Origin of the sequence: Rhizobium ecuadorense, from assembly GCF_001187535.1 — a bacterium.
GTDB lineage: Bacteria > Pseudomonadota > Alphaproteobacteria > Rhizobiales > Rhizobiaceae > Rhizobium > Rhizobium ecuadorense.
Window position 1 is genome coordinate 1 of sequence record NZ_LFIO01001282.1, and the last position, 441, is coordinate 441.

The window sequence follows — 441 nt, forward strand, 5'->3', positions numbered from 1 at the left end:
TCGTCGGGCGTTGGAAGCCGGCGGGAGCCGATTGCCTCGATCGTGTGGCCGAGCTGTTCAGCCTCGGCAAGGAGGAATTCGGCAGCAACCCAGTCCGCGGACCGGCAAGCAAGAGCGCTCGCGTTCGCAACGCATCCTGATCGAAGCAGAGGGAGCTTCCCAATGACCGACCTTTCCACGACCAAACCTGAACAATCAAAATACGACCGACTGATTGCCGCTGCACGGGAGGTTGCGCCTGCCGTCACGATCGTGGCGCATCCCTGCGACGAGACGTCATTGCAGGGCGCGCTTGACGCCGAGAACAGACTGATCGTACCGGTCCTGGTGGAGCCCGCCGCAAGAATTCAGACGGTGGCCGCGGAGAATGGGCTTGATCTGAAAGAGCACGAAATCGTCGACGTTCCAAATAGCCACGCCGCTGCGGCGAAGGCAGTCGTC

General features: G+C 61.7%; 1 pseudogene. It reads left to right on the forward strand.

Features of this window, described 5'->3' with window-relative positions:
* Window positions 1–162 precede the first annotated feature (162 nt).
* Window positions 163–441: pseudogene (locus AF337_RS27260) on the forward strand (phosphate acyltransferase); the annotation flags it as partial.